18 protein-coding genes are annotated in these 13,672 nt (G+C 62.1%); 4 read left to right on the top strand and 14 right to left on the bottom strand.

Annotated elements, in window-relative coordinates; all coding sequences use genetic code 11:
- Window positions 1-132: 132 nt before the first annotated feature.
- The gene (locus U5O44_RS01410; protein ID WP_322586678.1) at window positions 133-456 is read right to left on the bottom strand and encodes a BrnA antitoxin family protein; all 324 of its coding nucleotides are present in this window, start codon (window positions 454-456) and stop codon (window positions 133-135) included.
- Between the two features lie 63 nt (window positions 457-519).
- Here U5O44_RS01410 and U5O44_RS01405 point away from each other — a divergent pair, with 63 nt between their 5' ends.
- Complete coding sequence (locus U5O44_RS01405) at window positions 520-837, top strand: hypothetical protein (RefSeq protein ID WP_322586677.1); 318 nt, start codon at window positions 520-522, stop codon at window positions 835-837.
- Window positions 838-864: 27 nt separating this feature from the next.
- On the opposite strand, the gene U5O44_RS01400 is transcribed toward U5O44_RS01405, so the two are convergent.
- Together U5O44_RS01400 and U5O44_RS01395 are read right to left on the bottom strand one after the other, a co-directional pair.
- Window positions 865-1,878, bottom strand: a complete 1,014-nt coding sequence (locus U5O44_RS01400) for an IS701 family transposase (RefSeq protein WP_322586630.1) — start codon at window positions 1,876-1,878, stop codon at window positions 865-867.
- A gap of 167 nt (window positions 1,879-2,045) precedes the next feature.
- A complete protein-coding gene (locus U5O44_RS01395; protein ID WP_322586676.1) occupies window positions 2,046-2,420 on the bottom strand; it encodes a hypothetical protein in 375 nt (124 codons plus the stop codon).
- A gap of 246 nt (window positions 2,421-2,666) precedes the next feature.
- Between U5O44_RS01395 and U5O44_RS01390 the strand changes: the two genes are divergently transcribed.
- The gene (locus U5O44_RS01390; protein ID WP_322586630.1) at window positions 2,667-3,680 is read left to right on the top strand and encodes an IS701 family transposase; all 1,014 of its coding nucleotides are present in this window, start codon (window positions 2,667-2,669) and stop codon (window positions 3,678-3,680) included.
- Between the two features lie 86 nt (window positions 3,681-3,766).
- Here the strand turns inward: U5O44_RS01390 and U5O44_RS01385 are convergent, their stop codons facing one another.
- Window positions 3,767-4,561 carry a response regulator gene (locus U5O44_RS01385; protein ID WP_322586675.1) on the bottom strand — a complete coding sequence of 265 codons (795 nt, stop codon included), beginning with the start codon at window positions 4,559-4,561 and terminating at the stop codon, window positions 3,767-3,769.
- A 14-nt stretch (window positions 4,562-4,575) separates the two neighbouring features.
- On the bottom strand, window positions 4,576-5,499 hold the full coding sequence (locus tag U5O44_RS01380) for a restriction endonuclease (protein WP_322586674.1): 924 nt from the start codon (window positions 5,497-5,499) through the stop codon (window positions 4,576-4,578).
- A gap of 254 nt (window positions 5,500-5,753) precedes the next feature.
- Here U5O44_RS01380 and U5O44_RS01375 point away from each other — a divergent pair, with 254 nt between their 5' ends.
- Entirely contained in the window at window positions 5,754-6,008 is a 255-nt protein-coding gene (locus U5O44_RS01375; protein WP_322586673.1) for a ribbon-helix-helix domain-containing protein, read from the top strand.
- The gene (locus U5O44_RS01370; RefSeq protein ID WP_322586672.1) at window positions 6,005-6,430 is read left to right on the top strand and encodes a type II toxin-antitoxin system VapC family toxin; all 426 of its coding nucleotides are present in this window, start codon (window positions 6,005-6,007) and stop codon (window positions 6,428-6,430) included. Before U5O44_RS01375 ends, U5O44_RS01370 begins: the two co-directional genes overlap by 4 nt.
- 225 nt (window positions 6,431-6,655) lie before the next feature.
- On the opposite strand, the gene U5O44_RS01365 is transcribed toward U5O44_RS01370, so the two are convergent.
- The 9 genes from U5O44_RS01365 to U5O44_RS01325 form a co-directional block, all read right to left on the bottom strand.
- Window positions 6,656-6,943: a helix-turn-helix domain-containing protein gene (locus tag U5O44_RS01365; RefSeq protein WP_322586671.1), complete on the bottom strand. Its 288-nt coding sequence runs from the start codon at window positions 6,941-6,943 to the stop codon at window positions 6,656-6,658.
- Window positions 6,930-7,262: a type II toxin-antitoxin system RelE/ParE family toxin gene (locus U5O44_RS01360; RefSeq protein WP_322586670.1), complete on the bottom strand. Its 333-nt coding sequence runs from the start codon at window positions 7,260-7,262 to the stop codon at window positions 6,930-6,932. The genes U5O44_RS01365 and U5O44_RS01360 overlap by 14 nt, the downstream gene beginning before the upstream one ends.
- A 57-nt stretch (window positions 7,263-7,319) precedes the next feature.
- On the bottom strand, window positions 7,320-7,685 hold the full coding sequence (locus tag U5O44_RS01355; protein ID WP_322586669.1) for a restriction endonuclease: 366 nt from the start codon (window positions 7,683-7,685) through the stop codon (window positions 7,320-7,322).
- Between the two features lie 210 nt (window positions 7,686-7,895).
- Window positions 7,896-8,198 (bottom strand): Na+/H+ antiporter subunit G, encoded by a 303-nt coding sequence (locus U5O44_RS01350; RefSeq protein WP_322586668.1) that lies wholly within the window; start codon window positions 8,196-8,198, stop codon window positions 7,896-7,898.
- Window positions 8,195-8,464, bottom strand: a complete 270-nt coding sequence (locus U5O44_RS01345; RefSeq protein ID WP_322586667.1) for a K+/H+ antiporter subunit F — start codon at window positions 8,462-8,464, stop codon at window positions 8,195-8,197. The genes U5O44_RS01350 and U5O44_RS01345 overlap by 4 nt, the downstream gene beginning before the upstream one ends.
- On the bottom strand, window positions 8,461-8,955 hold the full coding sequence (locus U5O44_RS01340; RefSeq protein ID WP_322586666.1) for a Na+/H+ antiporter subunit E: 495 nt from the start codon (window positions 8,953-8,955) through the stop codon (window positions 8,461-8,463). Before U5O44_RS01340 ends, U5O44_RS01345 begins: the two co-directional genes overlap by 4 nt.
- Window positions 8,955-10,541: a monovalent cation/H+ antiporter subunit D gene (locus U5O44_RS01335; protein WP_322586665.1), complete on the bottom strand. Its 1,587-nt coding sequence runs from the start codon at window positions 10,539-10,541 to the stop codon at window positions 8,955-8,957. Before U5O44_RS01335 ends, U5O44_RS01340 begins: the two co-directional genes overlap by 1 nt.
- Entirely contained in the window at window positions 10,525-10,857 is a 333-nt protein-coding gene (locus U5O44_RS01330; RefSeq protein ID WP_322586664.1) for a Na+/H+ antiporter subunit C, read from the bottom strand. Before U5O44_RS01330 ends, U5O44_RS01335 begins: the two co-directional genes overlap by 17 nt.
- Window positions 10,857-13,667, bottom strand: a complete 2,811-nt coding sequence (locus U5O44_RS01325; RefSeq protein ID WP_322586663.1) for a monovalent cation/H+ antiporter subunit A — start codon at window positions 13,665-13,667, stop codon at window positions 10,857-10,859. Before U5O44_RS01325 ends, U5O44_RS01330 begins: the two co-directional genes overlap by 1 nt.
- Window positions 13,668-13,672: the final 5 nt, after the last annotated feature.

Below are 13,672 nucleotides of genomic sequence, written 5' to 3'. Positions count from 1 at the left end.
TGTCCGGCCCATCCCTCTGAAGAAGGAGTGGCTTCGTCCAGGATGACGGAGGGCAGCGGGCAAGCCGTGGTGAAGAGCAAGCGTCACACGGGGGTGGCGCTCAAGCCGGTGCTCAGGCGCTGACCGGCTGCCCTACTTCGCCTGTGTGTGCGTCTTGTGCGCGTCCACATAGGCGCGCAGCACGGCATTGATGCGCGTCTGGTAGCGCCGGCCGGTGTGCTTGAAGAAGTCCAGCACGTCGGCATCGATGCGCAGCGTGATCTGCTGCTTGACGCCCGGAAGCTCGCCCGCCTTGGCCCAGACCGCATCGGGCAGGTGCGGGGCGTCGGTGTAGTCGATCTGTTCATCTGGCATGGCGGCCACGGCGGCCAGCCGCGCTTTCTGCGCGTCGGTGAGCGGAGGGGGATTCTTCAGGTCAAGCGTTCGCTTGACGGTATTGCTTTTGCTCGCTGGCATTGGCTTTCTTCACGCAGCTGAATACATAAACCGATCGCTGCTGAGCCCCAAGGCGATGCTCAGATGCCACAGAAAAACGATCAATTCAGTCAAATACCCTATAAAGGCGAATCCGGAAAATTTATTAAAACAGAGAAAGATGCAAATGGCACCCCAGAACTATCAAACAAAACTTTTGTTCCCGGTCGAAAATCAATCGTTGCACCCAACAATTTAGCAAGTCTTTTTGCATTAAACAAACCAACACCTTGCCCTTGGACATTAAGCCTTTTCGCCGCATCGGATCTAAAACCATTCTCGCCAAGCCGTCCAACTTCCGCTTTCGTGACCAAAGGCCCAATTGATTCAATTTTAGGACTTACGCAAGTTGAACTCAGTTAGCACAGAGCTTGGACTTTTGTAGCCATCTCAAATGTACGCCATCGGCACTGACGGTCGAGCTATTTCCTGCCGCATGTAATTCGACATCATCGCCTTCTTGATGCTGTAGATATTCGTCCTCATGTCTCTGGCCAGCGCGGACAGATGGTTCCACGCCAAGATGACACAGGCAATGTGATTCCTCTGCGCCCTGGCAGATCGACACTGGCATTTCTCCATGCCCAGCACCTGCTTGACCTCCCGGTGATACTGCTCGATCTTCCACCTGATCGCGCAGATCTCTCGCGTGTCGTCCACCGAAGTCTGTTCCAGATCATTGGTCACCACCCATTCCGTGCGACCGTTTCCCGTCGCCACCCGAAACAGCTTGACCTTGAGGCTGCCTGGAAACTTGTTCACCTTGACGAGCTTGCCGTGCGCGGCGCCTTGGTCGCTCCACTGCAACTCACTGACGGCCTGATAGGGCGCCTGCGCCTGACTGTCATCGACCAGGCGATTGCTCTTGAGCGGGCAGTAGAAGATCTTGCCCGCACGATGGATGTGCACCATCAGCTCCTTGGTGGCGTACCAGGAGTCCATCAGCACCACGCGGAATGGCAGCTTCTTGCCCGTCATGGCCTCGTCGAACATCTCCTGGACGTGCTGGAGCTTGGTCTTGTGGTCCACCTGCGGGGCGAACACTCGCCAGTCGATGATCCAGTAGCGACCGCTGCGGGGGTTGACGTACAAGCAGTTGACCACACCGATGCCCTTGATCAGGCCATGGGCATTGCCGCTGTACTGCCGCCGCACCAGCTCGATCGCATGGGAGTGGTTCTTGTCCGAGACGCTGTCGTCGAACAGCAAGAAAGCGTTCGGATCAGGTTCGATGGATTTCTCCACCTGCTCCCAGACGATGGCAGGCGTTATGTTTTCGTCTTGCAGGTAACGGTTGATGGCGTCATGCGAGAAATGCGGGTGATGGTCGGCGAAGTAGGTTTGGGTATAGTTGGTCTGGGTGGAGATCAGAAACTGACAGTAGTCGCGTCTTGTCGGCTTCATCATGGCTCCTGTTGAGTTGAGGCAAGCCAATTGTAGGCATATTTAATGAATCCGAACAGCCAGTTGAAACAAGATATTTCAGTGCACATCGGGTGCCGGATCAATCCATGGATCAGAATATGGCACTCAAAACTCAGTTGAGTTTGAAAGTTTCTTTTGCGTAAGTCCTAAATTTGCAACCTAACACCAGACGGCGACTTATTTGATAAAACCTCAACAGAACCAGCTTTTGCAGAATATTTTATTGCATTAGAAAGCACAAGATCAATCAATTGCTCAAAATACTGAATATAGGTCTCTATAACCAATGAATGAGTGTTAGTTATATCAAGCTTCACACCCTTCGTTAAAAGCAATGAATGTTTTTTCTTTTTTTCTCTGATTATTTTTGACTGAATATCAACCCTTCCAGGAGCGCAGTTTCTCCTAGCACCATCCAAGTCATCTAACGTTCCAATTAAAACCCATCCGACAAAATCACCCCAAACATTATTAATCTCATCTAACGTTGCATTCGCTGACGCAAATTCTTTTTCACTCACCTCTTGCAGCGGCCTTCTTAAACATTTTTGCAAATTCTGAATTCCATTTTGCATATCACGAGACAAAGATCTAAATTAGGACTTACGCAAAAGAAACTTTCAAACTCAACTGAGTTTTGAGTGCCATATTCTGATCCATGGATTGATCCGGCACCCGATGTGCACTGAAATATCTTGTTTCAACTGGCTGTTCGGATTCATTAAATATGCCTACAATTGGCTTGCCTCAACTCAACAGGAGCCATGATGAAGCCGACAAGACGCGACTACTGTCAGTTTCTGATCTCCACCCAGACCAACTATACCCAAACCTACTTCGCCGACCATCACCCGCATTTCTCGCATGACGCCATCAACCGTTACCTGCAAGACGAAAACATAACGCCTGCCATCGTCTGGGAGCAGGTGGAGAAATCCATCGAACCTGATCCGAACGCTTTCTTGCTGTTCGACGACAGCGTCTCGGACAAGAACCACTCCCATGCGATCGAGCTGGTGCGGCGGCAGTACAGCGGCAATGCCCATGGCCTGATCAAGGGCATCGGTGTGGTCAACTGCTTGTACGTCAACCCCCGCAGCGGTCGCTACTGGATCATCGACTGGCGAGTGTTCGCCCCGCAGGTGGACCACAAGACCAAGCTCCAGCACGTCCAGGAGATGTTCGACGAGGCCATGACGGGCAAGAAGCTGCCATTCCGCGTGGTGCTGATGGACTCCTGGTACGCCACCAAGGAGCTGATGGTGCACATCCATCGTGCGGGCAAGATCTTCTACTGCCCGCTCAAGAGCAATCGCCTGGTCGATGACAGTCAGGCGCAGGCGCCCTATCAGGCCGTCAGTGAGTTGCAGTGGAGCGACCAAGGCGCCGCGCACGGCAAGCTCGTCAAGGTGAACAAGTTTCCAGGCAGCCTCAAGGTCAAGCTGTTTCGGGTGGCGACGGGAAACGGTCGCACGGAATGGGTGGTGACCAATGATCTGGAACAGACTTCGGTGGACGACACGCGAGAGATCTGCGCGATCAGGTGGAAGATCGAGCAGTATCACCGGGAGGTCAAGCAGGTGCTGGGCATGGAGAAATGCCAGTGTCGATCTGCCAGGGCGCAGAGGAATCACATTGCCTGTGTCATCTTGGCGTGGAACCATCTGTCCGCGCTGGCCAGAGACATGAGGACGAATATCTACAGCATCAAGAAGGCGATGATGTCGAATTACATGCGGCAGGAAATAGCTCGACCGTCAGTGCCGATGGCGTACATTTGAGATGGCTACAAAAGTCCAAGCTCTGTGCTAACTGAGTTCAACTTGCGTAAGTCCTACTATAAATCTCTCTAAAAATTGTCCGTCATTCATTTACCATTCTCCCAAATATACGGCAAAACCAACCCAACAACCTTACCAGCACTTACCCAATAATTAATCAACCCAAGGTAATCAATTGAATTCTCACTGGCGCCCGTTATTATATTTCTTGCCTCATGCGCAGAATAATTCAACTTCTCCCTCAACATTTGAGCAAGTATTATATTTTCCACATATTTTTGCCTTACCGCCTCCACCTTACCCCCAGGAACCTCCAAATAAGAAAGTCTTTTTCTAATAAACTCCCATCTATATTTTGGCAATTTATAAATTTTCAGCAACTCATCCAAATTAAACAAAAAATCCTCCGGCGACCAATCCTTACAAAAGGTAGCGTCAACAATATCTTTTTTCTTGGTGCGCTTAACTACCTCACCAGGATCTCCAGTGTAAGCAACAATAACTTGTAGCGGATTTTTATTTCTCAACTCCATCAAAACACCAACGCCACCAAGACCAGGATATAACTGTTCCCCAACACCATGCAGATCACATATCACCAAGTCATAAGAACTCAAATCAATTGGCTTAATTTTTTGATTTGACTGCGTCAATGGTTTTGTATAATCAGAGAAATACTCAACCTTACAACCCATTTGTCGAATAGCGTCAATCCAATAAAACTGATCATTATCAATAATTGCCACGCGAATTTGTCGATTATCATCAAATAGGTCAATCAACTCTATTGATAAGTCATCAGGATGGGTTGATTTAGAACGATAAACTGCTTTGGCATAAAAATATTTTCGCCTAACAAAATCAAACAGATTTTTAATCAAGATTTACCCCGAAATTACTCATCAAAATAATCCACATCCACCTTCGGCACCTTCAACACCCGCGCCGTCACCCCCACCTCGTGGTCCACCATCAACTCCGCCAGCCGCACCCCGTCCACCAGCACGATCCCCTCGACCGACTGCGCGAACTGCGTCGCCTGCGCCGTGTAGCTGGACGTGGTGATGAACACGCCCTTCTTGGCGCGCTGGCCGGCGAGTGCGCCGTAGAACGCCTGGATCTCCGGCCGCCCCACCGTGCCCTGCCACCGCTTGGCCTGCACGTAGACCTTTTCCAGCCCCAGCCGATCCAGCGAGATGATCCCGTCGATCCCGCCATCGCCCGAGCCGCCCACCCGCTGCAGGTCGGCCCGGTTGGCGCCGTAACCCATGCGGTGCAGCAGGTCGAGCACCAGCGTCTCGAAGAACGCCGGCGTCACGCTGGCCAGCGTGTCCAGCAGCTCGGCCACGACCGCGCGGCGGATTTCCTCCAGCGCCAGCCCCAGCCGCTCCTCCGGGCTGGCCACCGACTGCACCACCGCCGCGTCGTCCCCCGCCTCCGCCGCCACGGGCCGCAGCCGCGCCTCCAGGTGCGACATCGCCAGCGCAGCGACCTGCTCGGCGCTCAGCGGCCCGGCATGCTCGACCACGAAGCGTCGCCCGGCCTCGGTCAGTTGCCACCAGCCGCGCCGCGGGCTGTCCGACAACCCCGCCCGCTTGAGCCGGTCATGCGCCCAGCCGGCGCGGTTCTTGTAGATCAGTTGCGCGCCGCTCGACAGCAACTGCTGCCGCGCCAGCGCGTCCAGCCCGAGCGCATCGGCGGCGGCTTCGTGCGCCTCGCGCGCGGCAACGCCCTCGGGCCAGCGCGCCAGACAGCGCAGCAACGGCTCGATGAAGCGGTCATACGTGGGAATCGAGGGGGTCGGGGGAGCAGCGGACATGCACGTCGCGGAGGCGGCGGCCGGCTGTCTTGTTGTTGTCGTTTTGGGAAATCTGAACAGCCCGCCAGAAACCGCGCCAGTCTAGGCAGACCCCGTCAACCCATGCCCCCGCACGCGTCGGATTTTTCAGAATCCACAAATTCACGCGCAATAGTTCACGTTTTGCAGGCCATCACAACGCCAGCCCTCCCCTGTGGCACAGCCAGACCCTGCCCGATAAGATGCCCGAACCCACAGCGCCCGAAAGCCCGGCCATGCGCACCCTGTCCGTCAAACTCCCCCCGCCACTGGACACCGCCCTGTCACAGGCCAGCGCACGACAGCACCTGAGCAAGTCCGAACTCGTGCGCCGCGCCGTCGCCGCCTACCTGAGCACTACCCCGGACATCCCCAGCCCGCGCCCACCCAGCGCCCTTGATCTGGCGGGTGACCTCGTCGGCTGCTTCGGCGGCGGACCAACTGATCTGGCCTCGAATCCGCGCCACCTCGACGGGTTCGGCCAGCGGTGAGCGCCACCATCGGCGCCGTCTTGCTGGACACCGGCCCGTGGGTCGCGCTGCACTGCCGCGATGACGCCCATCACCGCTGGGCACGCGCACAGTTCGCGCAGTTGCAGGCACCGTTGCTCACCTGCGAGGCGGTCGTGGCGGAAACCTGCTTCCTGCTGGCGCGGGGTGGACACGACCCGGCCATGGCACTGGCGCTGCTGGATCGCGGGGTCGTCCGCATCGGCCTGTCGCTGCAAGACGAGATCACGGCCGTCCAGTCCCTGTTCAAACGCTACGACAACGTTCCAGCCTCGCTCGCGGACGCCTGCCTCGTGCGCATGAGCGAGACACACCCGGCCTCTCGGGTGTTCACCCTCGATTCGGATTTCCACATCTATCGACAGCACGGACGGCGGGCGATCCCGCTGATCCAGCCGGAGTGATCGCCCCCAACCCTTCGATGCTCAACACGAACTGGACCGCCATGCGTGCCGCAGCCGTGGAGGAATTGTCCTTGCCACACAGGGGGCATATTGTTGAGCGGCTGAGCCACCCACCCACCAGTCAGGCCGCTTCCAGCTCCACACACACCCGCTGCCCTAGCTTCGCCGCTTCCTCGGTCGTGTCGGCGATGGCATCCCAGACGTTGTCGAATCGGCGCACCTCCATCACGACACCCGAAACTCCAGCGCCTTCCCACAGGCTTCCACGTACTTGCGCAGCGTTGCCACCGAAGGCGAGTGCTTGCCGGTCGCCAGTGACCGCTCCAGTCGGGCCACGGCGGGCGGCTGGGTGCCCATGCGCTCGGCCACTTGCGCCTGTGTCAGTCCGGCATCGTGGCGGGCCTTGAGCAGCAGGTCCAGCAGCGCACCCTCTTCCCGTTCGATGCGCTCGACCTCCTGGCGCACACCCGGCCGGTTCATGAGTTCGGCAACGACTTGATCATGGGTTCGCATGTTTGATGTCCTTCATGCGCTTGCGCGCGATGTCGATCTGTTGCGGTGGTGTTTTCTGGGTCTTCTTGACGAACGAATGCAGCATCACGATCCGCCGCCCCACCAGCGTGCAGAAAAAAACCCGAGCGATGCCCTCCGCCCCTTTGAGTCGCAATTCGAACAGCCCCTCGCCGAACGAATCCGTGTGTGGCGGCCCCAGGTTCGCGCCGATCGCTGCCATCCGGCGGGTGAGCACGATGTACCGAGCCGCCAGCGTGTCCGGCAGCGACAGGATCTCCTGTGCGACCTCGTCGCTGTAGTACTCGATCTGGTATTCCATACGGAAAATAATAACAATATTGTTACTAACCTACAACCTGGCAGGTCACTCGTCGAATTAGTCCACATCCACCTTCGGCACCTTCAACACCCGCGCCGTCACCCCCACCTCGTGGTCCACCATCAACTCCGCCAGCCGCACCCCGTCCACCAGCACGATCCCCTCGACCGACTGCGCGAACTGCGTCGCCTGCGCCGTGTAGCTGGACGTGGTGATGAACACGCCCTTCTTGGCGCGCTGGCCGGCGAGTGCGCCGTAGAACGCCGGCGTCACGCTGGCCAGTATGTCCAGCAACTCAGCATGCTTAGGTTCGAGCGCCTCGCGCGCGACAACACCCTCGGACCGGCGCGCCAGACAGCGCAGCAACGGCTCGATGAAGCGGTCATACGTGGGAATCGCGGGGATCGGGGGAGCAGCGGACATGCACGTCGCGGAGGCGGCGGCCGGCTGTCTTGTCGTTGTCGTTGTCGTTGTCGTTTTGGGAAGTCTGAACTCCGCCCGAAGCCATCGCCGCATCCGTGCCCTGCACAGCCACCTGATCTGGCCGTGTCGATGTCACGCTTCGACGTGGCGGCCCGTAGCACCTCCCCTCGGTCTCGGACCAGACGGGTCAGGCGATCCAGCCACCCGCCCCTACGGCAATGGCGGCCGGCTGCCCGGCTTGAGCTTCATGGCCGCCTTCACCAGCAAATGGGCCGAGACCGGTGCCGTGAGGAACAGGAACAGGGTGATCAGCAGTTCATGGCCGCTGTGGCGGTTCCAGAACATGGCCGCGATCAGCACACAGCCCACGCCCAGCGTGGTCGCCTTGCTGGGGCCGTGCAGGCGCTTGAAGAAGTCGTCGAACTTCGCCAGCCCCCAGCTCCCCACCAGCGCAAACAGCACGCCCACCACGAGCAGGGCCGCCACAGCGAATTCCAGCAGCAAGGCAGTCATTCGACGATGTCTCCACGCAGGATGAACTTGCTCAGCACCACGGTGCCGATGAAACCCAGCAGACCGATCAGCATCGCCACCTCGAAATACAGCGCCGTGCGCCACTGCAGGCCCAGGCAAATCAGCAGCGCCAGCGCGTTGATGTACAGCGTGTCCAGCGCCAGGATGCGGTCGGGCAGGCTGGGGCCCTTGAACAGGCGCCAGGCGTTCAGCAAGAGCGCCAGCGCGAAGCCGGCGATGACCCAGGGCAGGACGGTGGCGATCACTCGAAGATCTCCATCAGTGGTGTTTCGTAACGGGCCTGGATGTCGGCGACCAGGCTGGCTTCGGCGGCGTCGTCCGGGCAGTGCAGTGCGTGCACCAGCAGGTGACGGCGGTCAGGGCTGAGGTCGCTGGACAGGGTGCCGGGTGTCATGGTGATGATGCCGGCCAGTGCCACGATGCCGTGCGGATCGCGGATGCGCAGCGGCACCCAGACAAAACGCGACTGGATGGCCGCCTCCGGGCCGAGCACGCGCTGGGCGACGTCGATGTTGGAGACCACGATGTCCCGCAGCACCACCGCCCCCAGGCGCAGCACACGGCCCCAGTGCCGGATGCGTGGCTTTTCAGGCCGGAAGGCTTCGGTGAACCAGGGCAAGACCAGGGCGAACAGCCCCGCCAGCAGCAGGTTGCCCACGGACACCGATTCGTTGAGCAGCAACCAGCTCACGAAGAGCAGCAGCGACAGCAGCGGTGCAGGCAGCAGGCGTTTCATCACTTCAGCTCCCCGCGCTCGCGCATTTCCTGGCGCACATCGTGGGCCGCCGGTGCCGGCTGGGCGCCCAGGACGGCGTCGAGGTAGGGGCGCCGGTCCGTGAGCTGCTGCGCAGTGGCCTGGGCGTAGGTCTGCAGAGGCCCGGCGAACACGGCGCAGGCCAGCACCAGGCCGAGCAGCCCGAACAGGGCCGCGTGGTGCTGGAGGCGGGGGGGCGTGTCCAGGGGCGGCAGTGCACTGCCAGCCGCCGGCTTCCAGAACAGCTGCGATCCCGCGCGGGCCAAGGCCACCATCATCAGCAGGCTGCTGCCCAGCACCAGGCCCACCACCCAGCCGCCCAGTGCCGTGGTGCCCGCCGCCTGCAGCAGCAGCGCCTTGCCGAAGAAGCCAGCCAGCGGCGGCACCCCCGCCACGGCCACGGCCGCCACGAAGAACAGGCCACCGAACAGGCCCCAGCCGTACTGGAGCGGGCGGGGGCGCAGGGCATCGTCACCGCCACGCGCCCAGGCGATGCGGTCGGCCAGCAGAAACCACAGGCAGGCGATGAGGGTGCTGTTCACCACATAGAACAGCCCCGCCGCCAGCGTGCCCGGCGTGCCCAGGCCGATGGCCAGCAGCAGCGTGCCCGCCGAGGCGACCACCAGGTAGGCCACCAGCCCGCGCAGCCGCTGTGCCGCCAGCGCACCGATGGCCGCCAGCACCAGGGTCGCCAGCGCCAGCACCGGCAGCACCGTGGTCAGCAGGCCGGCCAGGCTGCCGCCGCTGCTGCTGCCCGTCATCAGCGTGCTGATGCGGGCGATGGCATACACGCCGACCTTGGTCATGATGGCAAACAGCGCCGCCACGGGCGCCAGGGCCGCCGCATAGGTGGCCGGCAGCCAGAAATACAGCGGCAGCAAGGCGGCCTTGACGGCGAACACCACCACCAGCAACAACACGGCGGCCTGTGCCAGCGCCGTGTTCTCGGGGCCGAGCTGCGGCAGCTTCACCGCCAGGTCGGCCATGTTCAGGGTGCCGGCGAGCGCGTACAGCAGGCTCACGGCGATCAAGAACAGCGCCGACCCCGCCAGATTGAAGACCACGTAGTGCACGCTGGCCTTGAGCCGCTCGGCCGAGGCGCCGTGCAGCAGCAGGCCGTAGCTGGCCGCCAGCAGCACCTCGAAGAAGACGAAGAGGTTGAACAGGTCGGCGGTCAGGAACGCGCCGTTCAACCCCATCAGCTGGAACTGCAGCAGGGCGTGGAAATGCAGGCCCTTGCGGTCGTCACCGCCCAGGGCGTAGACCAGCGAGGCCAGCGCCACGAGGGAGGTCAGCATCAGCATCAGGGCCGTGAGCCGGTCCGCCGCCAGGGCGATGCCCCAGGGCGCCCGCCAGTTGCCGAGCAGGTAGGCCTGCACAGCGCCGGTGTCGGCCTGCAGCAGCAACTGCACGGCCACCCAGACCAGGGCCAGCACGCTGGCCAGCGACACCGCCCCCACCCAGCGGGACTGCGCCTTTTCCAGCAGCACCAGCAGCGCCCCCACCAGCAGCGGCAACACGATCGGCAGGATGAGCAGGTGGTTCACCATGTCAGCGACCGTCCACATGGTCGGAGCCAGCGTGCTGGTGCGCACGCAAGGCGATGCCCGCGAGCACGGCGGTCATCGCAAAGCTGATGACGATGGCGGTCAGCACCAGGGCCTGCGGCAGCGGGTCGGCGGTGGTGCTGAGCGTGGCGTCGACCCCCTTCTGGACGATCGGGGTGGCCGCCACCTTCACCCGGCCCATGGCGAAGATGAACAGGTTCACTGCGTAGGACAGCAGCGTCAGGCCGAGGATGGTGTCAAACGTTCGGGCACGCAGCAGCATCCACACGCCGCAGCCGGTCAGGGTGCCGATGAACAGGGCCAGGAGCAGCAACATCAGGTGGGCGCCTTGTCGGTGTTTGTGTCTGTGTCTGTGTGGTGGTCTTGCGCTGTCAGGCGGGCGATGGACAGCAGCATCACCAGGGTCGCCCCCACCACGACGAGAAACACCCCGGCATCGAACAATGCCGCGCTGGCCAGCGGCACACCGCCAACACCGGGCAGCCAGGGGTAGTCATAGGTACTGGTCAGGAAGGGGGCGCCGAACAGCCAGCTGCCCATGCCCGTCAGCACCGCCAGCAACAGCCCCCAGCCGACCCAGGCGCGGTAGTCCAGGCTGCGGCGCTGTGCCGACCAGTGTTTGCCGTGGGCCACGGCCTGCAGCAGCAGGCCGATGGCCAGCACCAGGCCCGCGATGAACCCGCCGCCGGGCAGGTTGTGGCCGCGCAGGTAGAAATACACGGCGATCAGCGCCGTGAAGGGCAGCACCAGGCGCGCGATGAGCTGCAGCATCAGCGGATGGCCGTCGCCGGCGGGCACCGGCTCCGCGCTCGGACGGACGTTGGCCAGCAGGGCGTGCAGGATCAGCGCCGCAATGCCCAGCACCGTGATCTCGCCCAGGGTGTCGAAGCCGCGGTAGTCCACGATGATCACGTTCACCGCATTGGCTCCGCCGCCCAGCGGCAAGGTGGTGGCCAGGAAATAGTCGCTGATGGACTGCCCGGGGCGGGTCAGCACCATCCACACCAGGGCCGTCACCCCGAGGCCCACGGCGATGGCGATGGCCGCATCGCGCCAGGCGCGCCAGCGGCACGGCTCGGGCGGGCTGGCGTCCGGCAACCAATGCAGCGCCAGCATCATCAGCACGATGGTCGCCACCTCCACCAGGAGCTGGGTCAGCGCCAGGTCCGGCGCAGAGAAGTAGGTGAAGGTCAGACACACCACCAGGCCCACGGCCCCCAGCAGCAGCAGGGCCAGCAGACGCTGGCGGTATGCCAGGACGGTGGCCACGGTGGCGGCGATGCCCAGCAGGCCCACCACGGCCACGGCCCAGTGCAGGTCGCGCAGGTGCAAGTCGGCCATCTGGGCCGACGGGCCATCGCCCAAGAAAGGCCACAGGCCGGCCGCCAGGGCCAGGGCCACCAGCAGCAGCAGGTAGCGCTGCAGGCTGCCGTTCTGCAACCAGGCGGTGAGGCCCTGCGCGGCGCGCACACCGAGGCTCAGCAGCGCCTGGAAGGCGTCCTTGCCCCCGGCCGCCACCCAGCCGGGCACGATGCCCAGGCGGTGCAGGTTGACCTTGCGCTGCAGCACGACATACAGCAGCACGCCGCCGACAATCGCCACCGCGCTCATCAGCAACGGCACATTGAAGCCATGCCAGATGGACAGGCTGTACGCCGGCAACGGCGCCCCCAGCGTGGCCTGTGCCGACACCGCCAGCAAAGGCCCCACCACGGCGTTCGGCGCCAGTCCCACGGCCAGGCACAGCAGCACCAGAAGACCCACCGGCAGCAGCATGAAGAACGGCGCCTCGTGCGGGGTCTTGGGCAAGTCCTTCGGCTCGCCGTTGAAGAAGGTGTCGTGGATGAAGCGCAGCGAGTACGCCACGCTGAAGATGCCCGCCAGCGTGGCGCCCACCGGCAGCAGCCACTCCATCCAGTGGTGGCTGTCCTTGGCCAGGGCCTCGGCAAAGAACATCTCCTTGGACAGGAACCCGTTGAACAGCGGCACGCCCGCCATGGCCGCAGCGGCGAGCATGCCCAGCGTGGCGGTGGCGGGCATGTAGCGCATCAGGCCGCCGAGCTTGCGCAGGTCGCGCGTGCCGGTCTCGTGGTCAATGATGCCGGCGCTCATGAAGAGCCCCGCCTTGAAGGTGGCGTGGTTGACGAGGTGGAACACCCCGGCCACCACGGCCAGCGGCTCGTCCAGCCCGAAGAGCAGCGTGATCAGGCCGAGATGGCTGATGGTGCTGTAGGCCAGCAGGCCCTTGAGATCGTGCTGGAACAGGGCCACATAGGCCCCCAGCAGCAGGGTGACGAGGCCGGTGCTGCTGACGATCCAGAACCAGTATTCATTGCCACCGAGCACCGGGTACAGCCGCGCCAGCAGGAAGACACCGGCCTTGACCATCGTGGCCGAGTGCAGGTAGGCACTGACCGGCGTGGGCGCCGCCATGGCGTGTGGCAGCCAGAAGTGGAAGGGGAACTGGGCGCTCTTGGTGAAGGCCCCCAGCAGCACCAGCACCAGGGCCAGCGGGAACAGCGGGTGCGCTTGCAGCACGGCGCGCGCGCCCAGCACCACATCGAGCTGGTAGCTGCCCACGATGTGGCCGATCAGCAGCACGCCGGCCAGCAGGCACAGGCCCCCTGCCCCCGTGATGGTGAGCGCCATGCGGGCGCCCTGGCGGGCATCGGCACGGTGGTGCCAGTAGCCGATGAGCAGGAAGCTGGACAGGCTGGTCAGCTCCCAGAACAGCACCAGCAGCAGCAGGTTGTCGGCCAGCACCACGCCGAGCATGGCGCCCATGAACACCAGCAGGAAAGCGAAGAAACGCGGGGCCGGATCCTTGGGATCGAGGTACCAGGCGCCGTACAGCACCACCAGCGCACCGATGCCGGTGATCAGCAGCGCCAGCAGCCATGCCAGACCATCCAGGCGCAGCCCAAAGTCCAGGCCCAGCTGGGGCACCCAGGACATGCGCCAGGCCGGCACTTCGCCCGCGAACACGGCCGGCGCCAGCACCAGCAGGAAACACACGCCGGCCAGCGCCACGGCGCCGGCCATGGCCGCCGCGCTGCGCCGGCCCGGCAGGGCCAGCACCAGCGGCGCGGCCAGCCAGGGCAACAGGGCAAGCCAGAGCAAGGTCATACCAG

Source organism: Sphaerotilus sp. (genome assembly GCF_034519685.1).
GTDB lineage: Bacteria > Pseudomonadota > Gammaproteobacteria > Burkholderiales > Burkholderiaceae_C > Sphaerotilus.
This window is presented reverse-complemented; position numbering and strand designations above follow the sequence as displayed.

Bases quoted from the DNA above. Each gene is read 5' to 3' on its own strand.
- U5O44_RS01410 (WP_322586678.1), bottom strand. From the start codon at position 456: ATGCCAGCGAGCAAAAGCAATACCGTCAAGCGAACGCTTGACCTGAAG.
- U5O44_RS01405 (WP_322586677.1), top strand. From the start codon at position 520: ATGCCACAGAAAAACGATCAATTCAGTCAAATACCCTATAAAGGCGAA.
- U5O44_RS01400 (WP_322586630.1), bottom strand. From the start codon at position 1,878: ATGAAGCCGACAAGACGCGACTACTGTCAGTTTCTGATCTCCACCCAG.
- U5O44_RS01390 (WP_322586630.1), top strand. From the start codon at position 2,667: ATGAAGCCGACAAGACGCGACTACTGTCAGTTTCTGATCTCCACCCAG.
- U5O44_RS01380 (WP_322586674.1), bottom strand. From the start codon at position 5,499: ATGTCCGCTGCTCCCCCGACCCCCTCGATTCCCACGTATGACCGCTTC.
- U5O44_RS01375 (WP_322586673.1), top strand. From the start codon at position 5,754: ATGCGCACCCTGTCCGTCAAACTCCCCCCGCCACTGGACACCGCCCTG.
- U5O44_RS01365 (WP_322586671.1), bottom strand. From the start codon at position 6,943: ATGCGAACCCATGATCAAGTCGTTGCCGAACTCATGAACCGGCCGGGT.
- U5O44_RS01360 (WP_322586670.1), bottom strand. From the start codon at position 7,262: ATGGAATACCAGATCGAGTACTACAGCGACGAGGTCGCACAGGAGATC.
- U5O44_RS01355 (WP_322586669.1), bottom strand. From the start codon at position 7,685: ATGTCCGCTGCTCCCCCGATCCCCGCGATTCCCACGTATGACCGCTTC.
- U5O44_RS01350 (WP_322586668.1), bottom strand. From the start codon at position 8,198: ATGACTGCCTTGCTGCTGGAATTCGCTGTGGCGGCCCTGCTCGTGGTG.
- U5O44_RS01340 (WP_322586666.1), bottom strand. From the start codon at position 8,955: ATGAAACGCCTGCTGCCTGCACCGCTGCTGTCGCTGCTGCTCTTCGTG.
- U5O44_RS01335 (WP_322586665.1), bottom strand. From the start codon at position 10,541: ATGTGGACGGTCGCTGACATGGTGAACCACCTGCTCATCCTGCCGATC.
- U5O44_RS01330 (WP_322586664.1), bottom strand. From the start codon at position 10,857: ATGTTGCTGCTCCTGGCCCTGTTCATCGGCACCCTGACCGGCTGCGGC.
- U5O44_RS01325 (WP_322586663.1), bottom strand. From the start codon at position 13,667: ATGACCTTGCTCTGGCTTGCCCTGTTGCCCTGGCTGGCCGCGCCGCTG.